Raw genomic sequence first — 14,064 nt, forward strand, 5'->3', positions numbered from 1 at the left:
GTACCGTAGGAAAAGTGTCAGCGCTATGCAGCAATGCGCGGCAGTTTACCCTGTCAGGCCTCTTTCGGCTTGCGCCACTGCGGCAAACCGATCAGCACCACGGCGCTGATGATCACCCCCATCGCCAGGCACTCCTCGACACCGATGGTTTCGCCGGCAAAAACGATCCCCAGCAACACGGCCACCGCAGGGTTGACGTAGGCATAGCTGGTGGCCGCCGCCGGGCGGACGTTTTTCAGCAGGTACATATAGGCGTTGAACGCGACGATGGAGCCAAACACCACCAGATAGGCCATGGCCCCCCACCCGGCAGCCGAAGGCATCTGGGTCAGGCGCTCGCCACTCACTCCGCTGGCAATCAGCAGCACCACGCCACCCACCAGCATTTCCGCGGCACTGGCCATCGCCCCAGGGGGCAGTGGCAGGTGCTTACTCCAGACCGAACCAAAAGCCCACGCCGCGGCCGCCATCAGGATCAGGCCGGCGCCCAGCGGGCTGGCCTGCAGGTTGGACCCCATGTTCAGCAGGGCGATGCCGATCAGCCCGAGCACAATCCCGGCCCACTCCAGGCGGGTATTGCGCGCGCCCCAGAAGTAGCCGCACAGCAGGGTGAACAGCGGCACGGTGGCCACGGTCAATGCGGCGATGCCCGACGCCACGCCAATATGCTCGGCGACTGTCACCGCACCATTGCCAAAGCTGAGCAGCAGCACGCCAATCAGCCCGGCAGACTTCCACTGTTGCCAGGTCGGGGCCGGCACCCCGCGCAGGCGCAGGAAACCATAGAGCAGGCTGCCGGCCAGGGTGAAACGCACACCCGCCATCAACAGCGGCGGCCAGGACTCGACGCCAATCCGGATCACCAGATAGGTGGAGCCCCAGATAAAGTACAAGGCGAAAAAGGCCGCGATCAGCGGCAGCGTGATACGACGAGGCGCAGGCATGGAAGGCTCAAGGCAGGAGACGGGAGCGTTATTTTAGAAAGGTCCCGGGCTTTAATTAAGCTACAAAACCTGTTTATCGCAGCCGTACACTTTTCAAAACACGGATATCACCGCTATAAACCGTGTTTTCCAAAGCCAGCCCTCAAGAGCCTTCGTCCATGGATAAATACGACCGTCTGATCCTTAGCGGCTTGCTGGAAAACGGCCGGGCGTCCTTCGCCGAATTGGCACGCAAGGTCAACCTGTCAGCCCCGGCCGTGGCCGAGCGGGTGGCCAAGCTGGAAAACAGTGGTGTGATCACGGGCTACCAGGCCAAGGTCGATATGGACAAGATCGGCCTGCCGATCCAGTGCGTGATCGAGTTGCGCCTGAACCAGCACGGTAACCAGCAGACCTACGATGAGCTGGTGCAGATCCCCCAGTTGACCGAATGCCATCGGGTCACCGGCGATCCCTGCGTGATCATGCAGGCCGCCGTGGGTTCGATGCCGGAACTGGAGGAGCTGATCAACCGCATTGCCCGGTTCGGTTTCAGCAAGACCTCCATTGTCCTGTCCAGCGCCATCGAGCGGCGCATCCCCCAGGGGCACCTGGAGGTCAATGGCCGCGGAAAAGGCTGAACGAGCGGTTCAGAAACCGCGATAACGCTTGAGATGTTCGCCGATCTTCGCCGCCGGAACCTTCTGCAATTTGCATAGGAAATCATGGGACAGCTCGCGCAGGCCGTGCTTGTGCCGTAACTCGCCGGCCAGGTGCGCGGTGAGGTTGGCGGCCATCTCGGCGTCGGCCATGGCCCGGTGCGCCTGACCGGTGTGCGGCAGGCTGGCCCAGGTGGTCAGGGTACCGAGCTTGTGGTTGGGCGCCGCTGGCATCAGCCGTCGGGCCAGCAGCAGTGAACAGGCGAAGTTCTGCAGCCGGGTCCGTTTGATCCGGCTCATCTCGTAGTCCCAGAACTTCTGGTCGAACGCGGCGTTGTGTGCCAGCAACGGGGTCATGCCGACGAACTCGTTGACCTCGTTCATCACCTGCTCCGCTGGCGGGGCGGTGCGCAGCATGGCGTTGCTGATACCGGTCAGTTGCTCGATAAAGCCCGGCACGCGGACGCCAGCATTCATCAGGCTCTGGTAACGCTCGACGATGCGCCCCCGCTCAAGAATCACCACGGCAATTTCCGTGGCCCGGCAACTGGCCCCCGGGGAGATCCCGGTGGTTTCAAAGTCGATGACCGCTATGCGTTCCAAACCTGTTTCAATCCCGTGCAGACAATTAAAGGTGTTCAGTTCTTGAGCAGCAATGGGCCGTCGATCGGCACATAGCGGCTGGCCGCGCGAATCAGCGAGTTGGCGGTCAAGCCCGGCACCCCGTAGGCCACCGCTTCGACGCCATGCTTGGTAATGATCCGCTCCAGCAGCAGGTCGAAATCACCGTCGCCGGAAGCCAGCACCACTTCGTCCACGTGGTCCGCAGCATCCATGATATCGATGGTGATACCCACATCCCAGTCGCCCTTGGCCGAGCCGTCGCTGCGCTGGATATAGGGCTTGAGCTTCACGGTAAACCCCAGGTTGCGCAGGATCTGCTGAAACTGCTGCTGTTTGAGATCACCGCGATCGATGGCATAGGCATAAGCCTCGACAATCTGCCCGCGCTGGCTGATATCGGCCCACAGGGCCGCGTAATTGAAGTGGCAGCCATAGACCTGGCGCACGGTGTAGTAGAGGTTCTGCACATCGGCGAACACTGCGATTTTCTTCACCGCCAATCCTCTGGACGACTCACTGGGGCTCAAATTCTGAGAGAGCGCGCAGTATGCCAGCCTGAAGACCGAGCCTGCGAATAATCGGACCGGGGCGTAGGCCGCCCCGGGGCTAGAACATCAGACGTAGGTATCGTCGTCGGAAAAGAACCCAGCGTCATCATTGGAGAAATCGGCATCGCTCAGGCCTGCCTGATCGCTGCCACCCCAGCTGTCGTTGTTGGCCATGCGTGGCTGATCGTTCCAGCCACCGCCGCTGTCGCTGAGCGGAGCCGGCTCTTCCTTGATGATCTCTTCGACCACCGCCGGCTGTTGGTTATGACTGAACAAGCTGCTCAGCCCCTGGGCCAACATCACCCCGCCGGCGACGCCTGCCGCTGTTTTCAGGGCGCCGCCCAGAAAGCCGCTACCGGCGGCCGCTGGCGGCTGCTGTGGCGGCTGCGACGCATAGCCAGGTTGGGCATTGAAATTTTGCGCGGGCGCATTGGCGGCTGGCCGCACCGGTTCGCGCCAGCCGCCGCCAGACGCCGAGGGGGCGGGAGCCGCGGGCTGCGGCTCGCGATTGCCGCCGCCGAAAATGCTCGAGAGAAAGCCCCCACCGCCACTGGACGGCGCCGGGCTGCCCTGGGAGCGCGCCTGTTGCAGGTCGGCCTGGGCCTGCTGCAGTTGCGCCTGCAACTGGCGGTTCTGTTCATCAAGCTGCTTGAGGGCCGCCTCCTGAACCAGGATCGCCTGGGTCATGTAATAGCCCGCCGTGGGCTGACGCAGCAGATGCTCCCTGATCCGCGCCTCGGCCTCGGCATCACGCGGGCCGGGTTGCGCTTGAGCCTGTTGCAGGCGGGAAAACAGTCCATCGATCAGGGTTTGCTCTTCGTGGTTCATGGCGACCTCGTTAGATTGCCGGTAGAAATCCTCGCCCGGACCAATGCCCGGGCTACCTGCCGGTAATGGGGCTGGTGATCACGGTTTCAAGGGATCTTTACTCAAGGTTTACATTTGGCGAGCGGCGCCGTTCTTCGGGTAAAGTGGGGCCCTGTTTTTTTGCCTGTGACTGCCATCGATGAACCCGCTCAATGTCATCCGCGATGCCCTGTATTTTTTCCAGCGCAACCTGGGCCAGATCGTCCTGCTGTGCCTGCCGCTGGTGTTGCTCGAATCCATCGGCAAGCTGGCGGTGACCAGCCTGACGGGCGGTACCGACGCAGCGCCAGCCTACGACATGATTGTCGGGCTGCTGTTCTACCCCCTCTACACCGGCGCCCTGATCCTGTTCCTCGATGCCCGCAGCCATGGCGAGCAACCCCGCACGGCCGATCTCTGGGCCATGGCCCTGCGCCTGTGGCCGGGCTTCGCCCTGCTGGCCGCGTTGAGCACGCTGCTGATCATGCTCGGGGTCTCGATGTTCGTCCTGCCCGGGCTCTGGGTGATGGTCAAACTGGTGTTCGCCGAATACCTGTTCGTGCTGCGCGGGCTGGCACCGCTGGCGGCCATGCGCGAGAGCTTCCAGATGAGCAACGGGCATTTCTGGCGGATCCTGGCCTGTGTGCTCGGCGTCCTGATTCCGCTCTGGCTGCTCGACGGGCTGAGCCTGATGCTCTACCCCCAGCCCCAGGATCCGCTGATCGGGGTCCTGATCGACTGCGCCAACAGTTTCCTGCAAGTGTTCACCACCGTGGTGCTATTCCGCCTGTTCATGTTGATCGACGCCCCCCGGCAACATCCGTGAACGCCACACCCCTTGGGCCCGGCCGGCGCTCTCGGTTATGCTCGGGCCCTTCCTGCAGCGCCGATAAGCCGAGCCGATGACCCGTCTACTACGCCGTACCCTGCTGATCCTGCTACTGATCGCACTACTGCTGGGACTCTCGATCCACAGCCTGACCTGGCGCCCGGACGCGCTGCAGACCCTGCCTGTCAGTTGCAGCGCCGAAGCGCCGACCCTGGTGCCCGGCCAGGCGTTGAAGGTCATGAGCTGGAACGTCCAGTACCTGGCTGGCAAGCGCTATGTCTTCTGGTACGACCTGCCCGATGGCAGTGGCCCGGACGAACGCCCGACCGCCGAGGACATGGCCTTTACCCTGGACGAAGTGGCACGGGTGATTCGCGATGAAAAGCCCGATATCCTGCTGTTGCAGGAGCTGCACGACGGCGCCAAGGCCAGCGACTACCAGGACCAACTGGCGCTGCTCGAAGAGCGGCTGACCGATATCTACCCGTGCAGTACCCGGGCCTTCGACTGGAAAGCCGACTTCGTGCCCGACCGCCACATCTTCGGTAGCGTGGGCAGTACCCTGGCGACCCTGAGCCGCTATCGCATCGAACACGCCGAGCGCCGGCAGTTGCCGGTGACCGAGAGCAACCTGCTCAGCCGCCAGTTCCAGCCCAAGCGCGCCCTGCTGGTCAGCTACCTGCCCTTGAGTGACAAAGGCCAGTTGGCCGTGATCAACACCCACCTCGATGCCTTCAAGCGCGGTTACGACACCCAGGAACAACAGGTACAGGCCAGTGCCGCCCTGCTCGACGACTTCGAAAAGCTCGGCACCCCCTGGCTGATTGGCGGCGACTTCAACCTGCTGCCACTGGGGCAATACCTGCGCCTGGCGCAGAACCAGCGCCAGCAGTACGACGCCGACAGCCCACTGCACCTGCTCTGGGACAAATACCCGATGATTCCCAGCAACCAGGAGTCCGGCGGACAGGGCCGGGCCGACTGGCTGACCGCCTACCCCAACGATCCGAGTGTCGAGGGCCCGGACCGGACCCTCGACTACCTGTTCCACAGCCCCCGGCTCAAACGGGTCGAAGCCCGGGTCAGGCAGGACGACACCCTGCGCATCTCCGACCATCTGCCCTTGGTTGCGCGGTTCCTGCTGCCGGCCAGTCGCTAGGACCTACTTGCGCGGCTTGGCCCTGGCCGTGGCCTCCGCCACCAGCGGATCGTCCGGCCAGTAGTGCTTGGGATAGCGGCCCTTCAACTCCTTCTTCACCTCGGCGTAGGTGCTGCGCCAGAAATTGGCCAGGTCTTGGGTCACCTGCACTGGCTTGCGCCCCGGCGACAGAAGATGCAGTTTGACCGCCTGCCGGCCACCGGCGATCCGTGGGGTTTCGGCCAGCCCGAACAATTCTTGCAAGCGCACGGCCAGAATCGGTGGCGACTCGCTGTAGTCCAGCCGGACCGACGACCCCGAGGGCACACGCAGATGATGGGGCGCCCACTCTTCCAGCCGCTGGGGCAGCGGCCAGGGCAGCAAGCCATGGAGCATGGCCGCCAGGTCCAGGTTGGCGAAATGGCTCAAGCGCGAGACTTTGCCCAGATAAGGCTGTAACCAGTCTTCCAAGGTCGCCAACAGCCTGGCGTCGCTGACATCCGGCCATTCGCTGTGCCCGCCGGCTGCCAGGTCGAGCTGGCGCAGCAAGGCCACCCGCGCCTGCCACTGGCGCAGTTCAGGGGTCCAGCGCAGCAGTTCCAGGCCTTTGCGCCGCACCAGATGAACCAGGGCCAGGGTGCGCGCCGACTCATCCAGCCCCGTCAGCGGTTCACGGCTGAGTACCAACTCGCCCACCTTGCGCTGACGCTCGGCCCGCAGCACGCCTTCGCGCTCGTCCCAGTCCAATTGGTCGAGGCAACGGACCTGCTCGGCCAGCACGGTCTCGAATAGCCCCGGATCAAACTCCGCTGCCAAATAGATACGTTCTTCGCGCTGGCCCTGGCGACTGCCCAGATCCGCAACGACCAGCCAGGGTTGCTTCATCAGGCTATCGCTTTCACTGAACAACGCCGCCCGTCCATTGGCCAGGCGATATTCCGCGCCGCCCGGGCGGCGCTGCTGGGCGACCCGATCCGGATAGGCCAGTGCCAGCAAGGCGCCCAGCCAGCGCGGATGCTCGGGATCAGCCACCGGCTCTGCAGATGTGCCGCGCAGATAGCCACGGTATTGCCGGGCCAATTGGCGCGCGCGCTGCACGCCGCCCTGACCGCCGCGGGCCGCCCGCGTCTCGCCGCTCAGCAGCGCCAGCCGGCTGTGCAGATCGGCGCCCGCGCCACGCAGAATATCGCGCTCGCCCAACAAGGCCGCCACGTCGCACGCCATCTGCGCCAACCCCAGGGCCTGGCCCCGCAGCAGTAAATGGGCAATGCGCGGATGGGCCGGCAGCTCGGCCATGGCCTGGCCATGGCGAGTCAGGCTGCCATCCCCCTGGGTACTCAACGCGCCAAGCCGCTCCAGGAGGTCGCAGGCTTGGGCGTGGGCGGCAACAGGCGGTGGATCGAGCCAGATCAACTGGTCCGGCGTCACACCCCAGCGCGCCAGTTGCAGCGCCAGGCCGGCCAGATCGGCCTGGAGGATCTCCGCCGAGCCGTAGGCCGCCAACTGTTCGTGCTGGGCCTCAGACCACAAGCGGTAGCAAACTCCAGGCTCCAGCCGCCCGGCACGCCCCGCACGCTGGGTCGCACTGGCGCGGGAAATACGCTGGGTGTCGAGCCGGGTCATGCCGCTACCCGGATCAAAACGCGGGACCCGCGCCAAACCGGCATCGATCACGACGCGCACGCCGTCGATGGTCAGGCTGGTCTCGGCGATATTGGTCGCCAGCACCACTTTACGCAGGCCCAGCGGCGCGGGCTCGATGGCCGCACGCTGGGCCGCCAGGTCCAATTCGCCGTGCAACGGGCAAAGCAGGATATCGCCGCACTCGCCCAACGCCTCGACCAACTGTTGATGCACTCGACGAATTTCCGCCTGGCCGGGCAGAAACACCAACAGGCTGCCGTGCTCGTCGCTCACCGCATCGAGGACCGCTTGCACCACGCGCGGCTCGATAACCTCACCGGGCACGAAAGGCCGCCCCCAGCGCTGGCTCACCGGGTACATGCGGCCTTCACTGCGCAGTATCGGTGCCGCGTCGAGCAGGCCGGCCAGGCGCTCGCCTTCCAGGGTCGCCGACATCAGCAGGATCTTCAGCGGCTGTTCATCGCGAAACAGGGCGCGCCCGTTCAAGCTCAGGGCCAGGGCCAGGTCGGCATCCAGGCTGCGCTCGTGGAACTCGTCAAAAATCAGCAAGCCAACCCCGTCCAGGGCCGGATCGTCCTGCAGGCGACGAGTCAGGATGCCTTCGGTGACCACCTCGATGCGCGTGTGCGGGCCCACCTTGCTGTCCAGGCGGATGCGGTAGCCCACGGTTTCCCCGACCTTTTCCCCCAGTTCACTGGCCAGCCGCTCAGCGGCCGCCCGCGCGGCCAGGCGCCGGGGCTCGAGCATCAGGATGGTTTGCCCGGCCAACCAGGGCTCGTGCAACAGGGCCAGCGGAACCCGCGTTGTCTTGCCCGCGCCCGGCGGCGCTTCAAGCACGGCTTCATCGCGGGCGGCCAGGGCCTCGCGCAATGCGGGCAAAACTTCATCGATCGGTAAAGAAATCATGCTGGCTCCAGAACAGGGCGACGAGTATAACGGCGAACGGCCTGGCTTGATCGTGGGTCTTAGCCTGGACCCCATTACTGTTTCTGGAGACTCCCATGCGTATTGCTTCTCGTATTGTCGGCGGCGTCCTGGTCGCCACCCTGCTGACTCAACTCTCGGCCTGCGGCAGCCTGTTCTACCCGGACCGGCGCGGCCAGATCGACGGCCGCATCGACCCCACCATCGTGATCCTCGATGCCATCGGCCTGCTGTTCTATGTGATTCCGGGCCTGATTGCCTTTGGCGTCGACTTCGCCACTGGGGCCATCTACTTCCCGGGCGGGCAGACCGCCCAGATCGCCCCGGAAAAACTGCAACCGGCCGTCACCCCGGATGGCAAGGTCGACAACCTCAAGCTGCAGGCCATTATCCAGACCGAACTGGGCATCAATCTGCCCCTGAACGACCCGCGCCTGATCCAGCACAAAGGCAGTGTCGAGCAGTTGGCAAGCCTGGGCCTGGCCCCGGCCGCCTAAAACCGCACAGGAAGCCCGTCGCCATGAGCAGCAGCCCGGAACACGCCCGCCTGTTACGCCTGGCCACCCGCGCCTCGCTTGCGGTGGCCAGTATTTTGATTGTGACCAAGGCCATTGCCTGGTGGTTGAGCGGTTCGGTCAGCTTGCTGGCCGGGCTGACCGACTCGCTGCTCGATGGCGCGGCCTCGTTCCTCAATCTGCTCGCGGTGCATTACGCCCTGCGCCCGGCCGATGACGATCACCGCTATGGGCATGGCAAAGCTGAGTCGCTGTCGGGCATGGCCCAAGCGCTGTTTATTGCCGTGAGTGCGGTGCTGATCGGCGTCCAGGCCGTTGAACGCCTGCAGCACCCCGAGCCGCTGGGCGCGGCGGGTGTCGGCATTGCGGTGATGCTGCTGTCCCTGGCCCTGACCGTGGCGTTGCTGATGCTGCAACACAAGGTCATCCGCGAAACCGGCTCGACCGCCGTGCGAGCCGACTCCCTGCACTATCGCTCCGACCTGCTGCTCAACGGCAGCATCCTCGTCGCCCTGCTCCTGGGGGCGTTCGGCTGGCCACAGCTCGATGCGTGGTTCGGTCTAGGCATCGCCGGCTACATCCTGTGGAGCGCCGTGCAGATCGCCCGCGAAAGCGTGGCGGTGCTGATGGATGAAGAATTACCGACCGATGTCAGCCAGCATATGCTGACGCTGGCCTGCAGCGTACCGGGCGTGCTCGGCGCCCATGACCTGCGCACGCGCATCTCCGGCAGCCATTGGTTCGTGCAGTTGCATCTGGAATTGCCAGGGGAGTTGACGCTCTCGGTGGCGCACGCGCTGAGTGACCGTGCCGCGCAGGCGATTCAGGAGGTCTACCCGAAGGCCGAAGTGCTGGTACACGCCGACCCGCAGGAAGTGGTGAAAAACGCCCCCTCCAGCTAGTAGGTCACCTGATAGCCGCGACTGTTCAGGCAACTGCCCTGGGCCTGGCGATAGGTCTGCACCACCGAAGCATCCGGTGCGTAAGTCACAGTGGCCGGATCGAAACGGCTTTGCTCGACCGCCCAGCGATAGCAGTCATAGCGATCCTGCTCGACCTGGGCCTGGGTCTGGCCATTGATCGGATAAGCCACCACGTCATAGCCGTTGTTCACCGGCTGTGCCGGCACCGCGACCGGCGGCTGGACGACGACATAGTCCTGGCTATCGGCTTGGTAGAGGTAGTACGCCCCCGCCGCCAGGAAAAACAGCGAGCTGCCGATCCAGACTTCCCGGGCATAGTCCGGCAGGTAACCAACTCGAATACCGTAGGGCGGTGTGACGACGACATAACGTGGCCCCTGCGGGCGATACCAGTAGCCGCCTGAAAAGAAATAATCCCGCCCACGATAGGGCACGCGCAGGTTGCGATCCGGGAACCGGTCAACCACATAACCGGGACGATACTGCGGCCCCGGCCCCCAACCATTGCCATGTCCATCGGGACGACCTGGCCAATGGTTGTCGGACGGACGATTGCCGCCCGGGCGGTAGTCATAGGAGGGCCGGTTCATGCCGGGCTGCCAGTAGGCATTGTTGTCGCCCCTGCGCGGGATGTCCTGGTAACTGCCGCGCAGGGGCGACTGGGTCTGATGCACCGTATCGGGACGGCTCTGAATCGGCAGGCTATTGCTCGGCTGGGTGGACTGGACGGGCGGGCGCACCTGCGGCGCCTGGTACTGGGGTTGCTGGGGCCGGGGTTGCTGGACCTGCGGACGTTGCTCGAGCGCGGGCTCGCGCGATGGCCGCCCCTGCCACTGCCCGCCTTGATTCTGGCCGCTGTGCTCGGGTCGCGGCTGATTCTGCGGCCCGTGGTTCTGGTTGCTGCCCGGACGCTCCTGACCATTGTTGCCGGGACGCCCCTCCCCGCCGTGCTGGCCACCATTGGCACTGCCGCGCAACACATTGGGCTCATCGGCCAACACCGCCGTGCTGACACTCAGGCTGAGCAAGCCAACACCTGCCAAACGCCAGATGCGCGATTTCATGTTCTTCCTCATTGCGGGTTGGGACGTACAGATAAGACTGGAAAACCCGAACGTCGTTCTGCGCACTCTAGCAGCCGTGCGGGATATTTTTCAGGCAATAAAAAAGGAGGACCCGTCGGTCCTCCTTTGAGATTTTCGTCCGTGCTCGGCGCTTTTGACGCCGGCTCACCTCACGCCGTCTTCTGGACAGTGTGTAGCCCGGGGGCCGGGGCAACCCTGTGGGGTTGGCGGCCGCGGCTGGCCTGATTCGGCGGGCCGCAGTGGACTCTATGTCCGGGCAGTGATTCTGGTAATAAGAATAGGCCTGCCGCACCGACAGGCGATTGCGAAAATTGCTCAATTAAACATGACTTGCGCAATTTTTAACTTAAGATAGATAATTTGACGCAATCGATATGACAAAGAGCCGAATCATGAGCAAACTCGACCGATACGACCTGAGCATCCTGGCTGAATTGCAGCGCGATGCCCGCATTTCCAACCAGGACCTGGCCGAGCGTATCGGCCTGTCGCCCTCGCCCTGCTCGCGCCGGGTCAAGCAGCTCGAAGACGATGGCTACATCGTGCGTCAGGTCGCGCTGCTGGATCGCAAGATGCTCGGCCTGAGCCTGACCGCCTATGTCTTGATCGGCATGGACCGCCATACCCCCGAACGCTTCGAGAACTTCGAGGCCGCCATCCGCACCCTGCCCCAGGTACTGGAGTGCAGCCTGGTGACCGGGGTCGATGCGGACTATCAACTCAAAGTGGTGGTGCCGGACATGGATCACTATCAAAAACTGCTGCTGGGCCACCTGACCCGCATCGAAGGCGTGACCAGCGTGCGCTCCAGCTTTGTGCTGAACCAGGTACTTAACAGCACCGAGCTGCCACTGACCCATCTACGCAGCTGAAACCGCCCCCCGTCAGCGCAGGATGCAGGTCAATGCGCCAGCCATGGGCGTTGGCGTATACTCCCCCGGCTTTTTTACCCCGCGCCGGAGATGTTCGATGGATCCTGCTGTGTTCGAAGAGTGGATGATGACCGGCCTGGTCAGCATCCTGATCATTTTCATGGGCTTTATTGTCTGGGACCTGGCAAAGAAGTCCAAGGCCGGGCGCTTCGGCACCTTTATCCTGTTCTTCGTCCTGGGCCTGGGCATCGCCGCGTTCGTGATCAAAAGCGTGGTGATCGGCCTGATCGAGTCCGGCTCCCTATAAGCGCGCCGGCACTTCCCGCCACTGCCCCTGGTCGAGCCCTTCCAGGCTCCAATCGCCAATTCGCACGCGCACCAGGCGCAGGGTGGGCAGGCCAACAGCAGCGGTCATGCGCCGCACCTGACGGTTACGCCCTTCGCGAATCACCAATTCCAGCCAATGCGTCGGAATGCTCTGGCGAAAGCGCACCGGTGGGTTGCGTGGCCAGAGTGACGGCTCGTCAAGCAAACGGGCCTGGGCCGGCAAGGTCATGCCGTCATTGAGTTCCACCCCCTGCTCCAGCCGCGCCAGCTGTTCGGCGCTCGGTACCCCTTCGACCTGCACCCAGTAAGTCTTGGCCAGCTTGTGCTTGGGATCGGCGATGCGCGCCTGCAACTGGCCGTCATTGGTCAGCAGCAGCAACCCTTCGCTATCGCGGTCCAGCCGCCCGGCCGGATAGATGCCGGGGATGTCGATAAAATCCTTGAGCGTCGCCCGCCCCAAGTCATCGCTGAACTGCGTCAGTACATCGAAGGGTTTGTTGAACAGGATCAGCCTGGGCTCGGCCGGCGGGGCCTTGGCTACGCGGCGCGGGCCACTCGAAGGTTTCGCTGCAGGACGGCGCGGGGCGGGGCGGGATGGACGGGACATGGCGACAACGGTATCTGACGATCAGGGCTGACCATGCTAGAGCCCCGACCGCCAAATGACCACCGCCAGACTCAGCGGAACGGCGGCTCGTCGAAGCTGCGCAATTTGCGCGAGTGCAACGAATGCAACTCGGTGCGCAGCAGGTCCACTGCGGCAATGCCGATCTTCAGGTGCTGGCTGACCGCACGCTCATAAAACGCGTTGGCCGAACCCGGCAGCTTGATTTCACTGTGCAACGGCTTGTCGGAAACGCACAGCAACGTGCCATAAGGCACCCGCAGACGATAGCCCTGGGCGGCGATCGTGCCACTTTCCATATCCACCGCCACCGCCCGCGAGAGATTGATCAGCGGACGTTCCTGGGCCCAACGCAGCTCCCAGTTGCGATCGTCGTAAGTCAGCACGGTGCCGGTGCGCAAGCGTTTCTTCAGATCGTCGCCACGCTCGCCGGTGACATTTGCCGCGGCTTGTTGCAACGCCATCTGGACTTCGGCCAGGGCCGGAATCGGGATATTCGGCGGGACCACTCGGTCGAGAATGCCGTCACGGCGCATATACGCGTGGGCCAGTACGTAGTCGCCAATGGTCTGCGACTGCCGCAGGCCGCCGCAGTGACCGATCATCAGCCAGCAGTGCGGACGCAACACGGCCAGGTGGTCGGTGATGTTCTTGGCGTTGGACGGCCCCACGCCGATATTGACCAGCGTGACGCCGTGACCATCGCTGGCCTGCAGGTGATAGGCCGGCATCTGATAGCGGTGCCAGACCACACCCGCAACGATGGCCTGGGCCTCGCCGTAGTCCATGGACTTTTCGACAATCACATTGCCCGGCAGCACCAGGCGCACAAACCGCGGGTCGTCACGCAGTTGCTCCAGACCGTGGAGAATGAACTGGTCGACATAGCGATGGTAGTTGGTCAGCAGGATCCACGGCTGCACATGGCGCCAGTCGCTGCCGGTGTAGTGCACCAGTCGGCGCAGGGAGAAGTCGACCCGCGCCGCATCGAACAGCGCCAGCGGCAATGGCTCGCTGCTTTCCCAGTCATGCAAACCGTCGGCGATGCCATCGGTGGCAGCCGACAGGTCGGTGCTGGGGAACACCCGCGCCAGGGCGGCGGCGGTCACCCCGGAGCCGGCCAGCTCATCGCCCTGCTCGACCACATAGGGATAGGGAATATTCTGTTCGCTGACACCGACCTCCACCGTCACGGTGAAATCGCGCATCAGCGGGACCAGTTGCTCCAGCAGATAATTTCGAAACGCCGCCGGGTGGGTCACGGTAACGCTGTAGGTGCCCGGCAACTGGACCTTGGCATAGGCCCGGGTGGTGGCCGGGACTTCGCCCTGATAGGTGTAGGTCAACCGCAGTTCGGGATAACGAAAGAGCGCGCGCTGTTCGGCGTCCGGTTCCTGCCGATCCTTCAGGTAGCGTTTCAGCGCCTGGCTCAAGGCGCTGGTGGCGCGTTCGTGAAGCGCGGCGAGGCGGTCCACGGCTTGCTCGGCGGTTTGCACGACAATAAAAGCTTCGGTCACGGTCAGCATCCTGTCTTCTGATCTTGCAGACCCTCATCTTGCCTGCTTAACCAGTGGACTGAAAC

Annotated in this window: 14 protein-coding genes and 1 pseudogene; 7 read left to right on the forward strand and 8 right to left on the reverse strand. The window is 63.9% G+C overall.

Annotated features, from left to right (window positions below; all coding sequences use genetic code 11):
- Nucleotides 1-53: 53 nt before the first annotated feature.
- On the reverse strand, nt 54-944 hold the full coding sequence (yedA, locus tag NPS46_RS22030) for a drug/metabolite exporter YedA (protein ID WP_274110965.1): 891 nt from the start codon (nt 942-944) through the stop codon (nt 54-56).
- A 158-nt stretch (nt 945-1,102) separates the two neighbouring features.
- On the opposite strand from yedA, the gene NPS46_RS22035 reads away from it, so the two are divergent.
- Nucleotides 1,103-1,564 (forward strand): Lrp/AsnC family transcriptional regulator, encoded by a 462-nt coding sequence (locus NPS46_RS22035; protein WP_274110967.1) that lies wholly within the window; start codon nt 1,103-1,105, stop codon nt 1,562-1,564.
- A 9-nt stretch (nt 1,565-1,573) separates the two neighbouring features.
- Here the strand turns inward: NPS46_RS22035 and NPS46_RS22040 are convergent, their stop codons facing one another.
- From NPS46_RS22040 to NPS46_RS22050, 3 genes and pseudogenes are all read right to left on the reverse strand, one after another.
- Nucleotides 1,574-2,185, reverse strand: coding sequence for a 3'-5' exonuclease (locus NPS46_RS22040; RefSeq protein WP_274110969.1), 612 nt, complete (start codon nt 2,183-2,185; stop codon nt 1,574-1,576).
- A gap of 35 nt (nt 2,186-2,220) precedes the next feature.
- A pseudogene (locus NPS46_RS22045) lies at nt 2,221-2,723 on the reverse strand (NYN domain-containing protein).
- A 97-nt stretch (nt 2,724-2,820) separates the two neighbouring features.
- Nucleotides 2,821-3,582: a DUF2076 domain-containing protein gene (locus NPS46_RS22050; RefSeq protein ID WP_274110973.1), complete on the reverse strand. Its 762-nt coding sequence runs from the start codon at nt 3,580-3,582 to the stop codon at nt 2,821-2,823.
- 178 nt (nt 3,583-3,760) lie between these two features.
- Here NPS46_RS22050 and NPS46_RS22055 point away from each other — a divergent pair, with 178 nt between their 5' ends.
- Complete coding sequence (locus NPS46_RS22055) at nt 3,761-4,426, forward strand: hypothetical protein (RefSeq protein ID WP_274110975.1); 666 nt, start codon at nt 3,761-3,763, stop codon at nt 4,424-4,426.
- 76 nt (nt 4,427-4,502) lie between these two features.
- On the forward strand, nt 4,503-5,588 hold the full coding sequence (locus tag NPS46_RS22060; RefSeq protein WP_274110977.1) for an endonuclease/exonuclease/phosphatase family protein: 1,086 nt from the start codon (nt 4,503-4,505) through the stop codon (nt 5,586-5,588).
- Between the two features lie 3 nt (nt 5,589-5,591).
- On the opposite strand, the gene hrpB is transcribed toward NPS46_RS22060, so the two are convergent.
- Entirely contained in the window at nt 5,592-8,117 is a 2,526-nt protein-coding gene (hrpB, locus tag NPS46_RS22065; protein ID WP_274110978.1) for an ATP-dependent helicase HrpB, read from the reverse strand.
- Nucleotides 8,118-8,212: 95 nt separating this feature from the next.
- Between hrpB and NPS46_RS22070 the strand changes: the two genes are divergently transcribed.
- Nucleotides 8,213-8,632, forward strand: coding sequence for a polyribonucleotide nucleotidyltransferase (locus NPS46_RS22070; protein WP_274110980.1), 420 nt, complete (start codon nt 8,213-8,215; stop codon nt 8,630-8,632).
- A 23-nt stretch (nt 8,633-8,655) separates the two neighbouring features.
- A complete protein-coding gene (locus tag NPS46_RS22075; protein ID WP_274110982.1) occupies nt 8,656-9,552 on the forward strand; it encodes a cation diffusion facilitator family transporter in 897 nt (298 codons plus the stop codon).
- Here the strand turns inward: NPS46_RS22075 and NPS46_RS22080 are convergent.
- Nucleotides 9,549-10,637: a DUF6515 family protein gene (locus tag NPS46_RS22080; protein WP_274110984.1), complete on the reverse strand. Its 1,089-nt coding sequence runs from the start codon at nt 10,635-10,637 to the stop codon at nt 9,549-9,551. The two genes, NPS46_RS22075 and NPS46_RS22080, sit on opposite strands and share 4 nt — an antisense overlap.
- A 413-nt stretch (nt 10,638-11,050) precedes the next feature.
- Here NPS46_RS22080 and NPS46_RS22085 point away from each other — a divergent pair, with 413 nt between their 5' ends.
- Nucleotides 11,051-11,530, forward strand: coding sequence for an Lrp/AsnC family transcriptional regulator (locus tag NPS46_RS22085; RefSeq protein ID WP_274110985.1), 480 nt, complete (start codon nt 11,051-11,053; stop codon nt 11,528-11,530).
- Between the two features lie 97 nt (nt 11,531-11,627).
- A complete protein-coding gene (locus NPS46_RS22090) occupies nt 11,628-11,837 on the forward strand; it encodes a DUF2788 domain-containing protein (RefSeq protein ID WP_017123375.1) in 210 nt (69 codons plus the stop codon).
- On the opposite strand, the gene NPS46_RS22095 is transcribed toward NPS46_RS22090, so the two are convergent.
- A complete protein-coding gene (locus tag NPS46_RS22095) occupies nt 11,832-12,464 on the reverse strand; it encodes a pseudouridine synthase (RefSeq protein ID WP_274110988.1) in 633 nt (210 codons plus the stop codon). The two genes, NPS46_RS22090 and NPS46_RS22095, sit on opposite strands and share 6 nt — an antisense overlap.
- Nucleotides 12,465-12,535: 71 nt before the next feature.
- On the reverse strand, nt 12,536-14,008 hold the full coding sequence (gene amn / locus NPS46_RS22100; protein ID WP_274110990.1) for an AMP nucleosidase: 1,473 nt from the start codon (nt 14,006-14,008) through the stop codon (nt 12,536-12,538).
- Between the last annotated feature and the right edge of the window lie 56 nt (nt 14,009-14,064).

The organism is Pseudomonas putida, assembly GCF_028682395.1.
Taxonomy (GTDB): domain Bacteria; phylum Pseudomonadota; class Gammaproteobacteria; order Pseudomonadales; family Pseudomonadaceae; genus Aquipseudomonas; species Aquipseudomonas putida_AB.

Coding starts and splice junctions, on each gene's coding strand:
- NPS46_RS22070 (WP_274110980.1), top strand. CDS start 8,213: ATGCGTATTGCTTCTCGTATTGTCGGCGGCGTCCTGGTCGCCACCCTG.
- hrpB (WP_274110978.1), bottom strand. CDS start 8,117: ATGATTTCTTTACCGATCGATGAAGTTTTGCCCGCATTGCGCGAGGCC.
- NPS46_RS22060 (WP_274110977.1), top strand. CDS start 4,503: ATGACCCGTCTACTACGCCGTACCCTGCTGATCCTGCTACTGATCGCA.
- yedA (WP_274110965.1), bottom strand. CDS start 944: ATGCCTGCGCCTCGTCGTATCACGCTGCCGCTGATCGCGGCCTTTTTC.
- NPS46_RS22095 (WP_274110988.1), bottom strand. CDS start 12,464: ATGTCCCGTCCATCCCGCCCCGCCCCGCGCCGTCCTGCAGCGAAACCT.
- NPS46_RS22035 (WP_274110967.1), top strand. CDS start 1,103: ATGGATAAATACGACCGTCTGATCCTTAGCGGCTTGCTGGAAAACGGC.
- NPS46_RS22085 (WP_274110985.1), top strand. CDS start 11,051: ATGAGCAAACTCGACCGATACGACCTGAGCATCCTGGCTGAATTGCAG.
- NPS46_RS22050 (WP_274110973.1), bottom strand. CDS start 3,582: ATGAACCACGAAGAGCAAACCCTGATCGATGGACTGTTTTCCCGCCTG.
- NPS46_RS22075 (WP_274110982.1), top strand. CDS start 8,656: ATGAGCAGCAGCCCGGAACACGCCCGCCTGTTACGCCTGGCCACCCGC.
- NPS46_RS22080 (WP_274110984.1), bottom strand. CDS start 10,637: ATGAAATCGCGCATCTGGCGTTTGGCAGGTGTTGGCTTGCTCAGCCTG.
- NPS46_RS22055 (WP_274110975.1), top strand. CDS start 3,761: ATGAACCCGCTCAATGTCATCCGCGATGCCCTGTATTTTTTCCAGCGC.
- NPS46_RS22090 (WP_017123375.1), top strand. CDS start 11,628: ATGGATCCTGCTGTGTTCGAAGAGTGGATGATGACCGGCCTGGTCAGC.
- amn (WP_274110990.1), bottom strand. CDS start 14,008: ATGCTGACCGTGACCGAAGCTTTTATTGTCGTGCAAACCGCCGAGCAA.